This is a genomic window from Halomonas sp. 707D4 (assembly GCF_024158685.1).
In the GTDB taxonomy this organism is placed as follows: domain Bacteria; phylum Pseudomonadota; class Gammaproteobacteria; order Pseudomonadales; family Halomonadaceae; genus Vreelandella.
On record NZ_JAMZBD010000453.1, the window covers coordinates 1 to 2,456 of the forward strand.

At 67.0% G+C, this 2,456-nt stretch carries 3 protein-coding genes; all 3 read left to right on the forward strand.

Annotated features, from left to right (window positions below):
- On the forward strand, positions 1-402 hold a 402-nt coding region (locus BIS11_RS15120; RefSeq protein WP_367399222.1), incomplete at its 5' end, for an oligopeptide/dipeptide ABC transporter ATP-binding protein.
- Between the two features lie 46 nt (positions 403-448).
- Complete coding sequence (locus tag BIS11_RS15125; RefSeq protein WP_253420578.1) at positions 449-1,360, forward strand: LysR family transcriptional regulator; 912 nt, start codon at positions 449-451, stop codon at positions 1,358-1,360.
- Between the two features lie 9 nt (positions 1,361-1,369).
- Positions 1,370-2,456 (forward strand): Xaa-Pro dipeptidase (gene pepQ, locus BIS11_RS15130; protein WP_253586445.1); only part of this gene is annotated, 1,087 nt, incomplete at its 3' end.

Below are 2,456 nucleotides of genomic sequence, written 5' to 3' on the forward strand. Positions count from 1 at the left end.
CAGGTGCTCAACCTTTTGATGGACGCCCAGCGCGAACGCCATCTAACCTATCTGTTCATCACCCACGATCTGGCGGTGGTCGAGCACTTCGGCACCCGGGTGGCGGTGATGTATCTGGGCACGGTGTGCGAGGTGGCGACCACCGCGACACTCTTCGACAAGCCCCGCCATCCCTACACCCAGGCGCTGCTGTCGGCGATCCCCAGGCTCAAGGACGACCGGCCCCAGCACATTCGCCTGTCCGGCGAGGTGCCCACACCGGTGAATCTGCCCAGCGGCTGCGTCTTCCACGGCCGCTGCCCGCACGCCAACGCGCGCTGCAAGCAGGAGATCCCGGCGCTGGTTACCCAGACGGACGGCACACGCGTCGCCTGCCACGGTGTCGAGGAGGGCCGGCTATGAGCCGGCCCTTCACCGGCGGCAACGCCGCATCATCAAGAGGAACGGCATGGAACTTCGCTGGCTAGAAGACTTCATCGCCCTGGCCAGAACGCGGCACTTCTCTCGCGCCGCCGACGAGCAGCACGTCACACAGCCGACGTTCTCGCGGCGCATCAAGCTCCTGGAAGAAGAGATGGGCGTGACGCTGATCAACCGCCAGACCCTGCCGCTGTCGCTGACGCCGGCGGGCGAGGAGTTTCTGACCCTGTGCGAGCAGATCACCGACCGGGTGCGCCTGACGCGTGACCGGGTACGCGAGATCAATGCCGGTCAGCAGCGGCGCATCATGGTCGCCGCACCGCAAAGCCTGTTGCCGCACTTTCTGCCGGAATGGCTGTCGGGCATCGGCTGGCAGGAGCGTATCCAGCCCTATCTTCGCGCCACCGGCTGGGTGGCGAGCGACTACTTCCAGGCGCTGTCGCGCGCCGAGTGCGACCTGGCGATCTGCTACTGGCCCGTGGGGCGGTGCGACCTGGATATCGATACCCGCGCCTGCGTGCACCGGGTCATCGGCTTCGAACGGCTGATTCCGGTCACTGCGCCCACCGACCAGGGCGAGCCCACCACCCAGCTTCCCGGTACCTATCAGCAGCCGGTCCGCTGGCTCGCCTATCCCAAACGGGGGCTACTGGGCTCGGCGGTGAAGGCGCACCTGGCGAGACTGTCGCAAAGCTCCTACCTTAGCCCCCAGAGCGAGAACCTCTACGCTGCGGGCATCAAGGAGCTGGTGCTGCTGGGCTACGGCATGAGCTGGCTGCCCGAGCGCAACGTCGCAAGCGAACTCGCCAGCGGCGCACTGGTGCGTGCCGGCGACAGACGCTGGGACGTGCCGATGGAGCTGCGCCTGTATCGCCACCAGAGCCAGCACCACGCCGAACTCGAGAAGCTCTGGAGCGAGCTTCCATCGCTTCGCCTATAAAGGATCGACATGTCCAACCCATTGTTTGACCTTCAGCACGACCACCTGCAGCACCTGCAGAACGCCTATGCCGAGACGCTGACCCGTGAAGGCTTCGACAGCCTGGCGATCTACAGCGGCCACGCCGATGCCTTCTTCGCCGACGATCACGCCCCGGCCTTCCAGAGCTACGGCCACTTCATGCACTGGGTCGGCATGGCGGACATCCAGCGCAGCTGGGTGATCATCACGCCCGGCCAAAAGCCCGCCCTGCTGCTGCATGCGCCGAACGATTTCTGGCATCTCACCACCGTGCTGCCCGACGAGCCCTGGGTGGAGGCCTTCGACATCACGCTCTGCCCCGAGCCGCCCTTGCCGCAGATGACCGGCCGCGCGGCGGCGATCGGCGACATCGAGCGACTCAGTGACGAGCAGCGCCAGGCGCTCGGCGCCGAGGCGATGCCCGAAGGGCTAATCAAGGCGCTCGACGAGCTGCGCATGACCAAGACCGACTACGAAGTGGCCTGCCTGCGCGAAGCCAACCGGCTGGCCATGGCGGGCCACCACGCCGCGAAAGCGGCGTTCATCGGCGCCAGCGCCGAGCTCGACATCCAGCTCGCCTACCTAGGGGCCAGCCGCCAGCGCGAGTCGAAGGTGCCCTACCAGAACATCATCGGATTGAACGGCCACGCCGGCGTGCTGCACTACCAGCACTACGACGTGAGCTCGCCGCCCCTGCGCCATAGCCTGCTGGTCGACGCCGGCCACCGCTTTCGCGGCTACTGCGCGGACATCACCCGCACCCACGTGGGGCCGGACGCGCCGGAAACCTTCGCTGCGCTGGTGGTGGCCATGCATGGCCTGAAAGACGAGCTGGTTCGCGCCATCGCCCCGGGAGTCGACTATCTTGCGCTGCACGACACCATGCATCGCCGGCTGGCGGACATCCTGGTGAGCTTCGAGCTCTATCTCGACAGCGCCGAAAGCGCCGTCGAGCAGGGTGTGACCCGCGCCTTCTGCCCGCACGGGCTCGGCCACTCGCTGGGCCTGCAGGTGCACGACGTGGCCGGGCTCAGAACGCCCGAAGGCGAGCCCAACCCTGCGCCCGCCAAACACC

Bases quoted from the DNA above. Each gene is read 5' to 3' on its own strand.
- BIS11_RS15125 (WP_253420578.1), top strand. From the start codon at position 449: ATGGAACTTCGCTGGCTAGAAGACTTCATCGCCCTGGCCAGAACGCGG.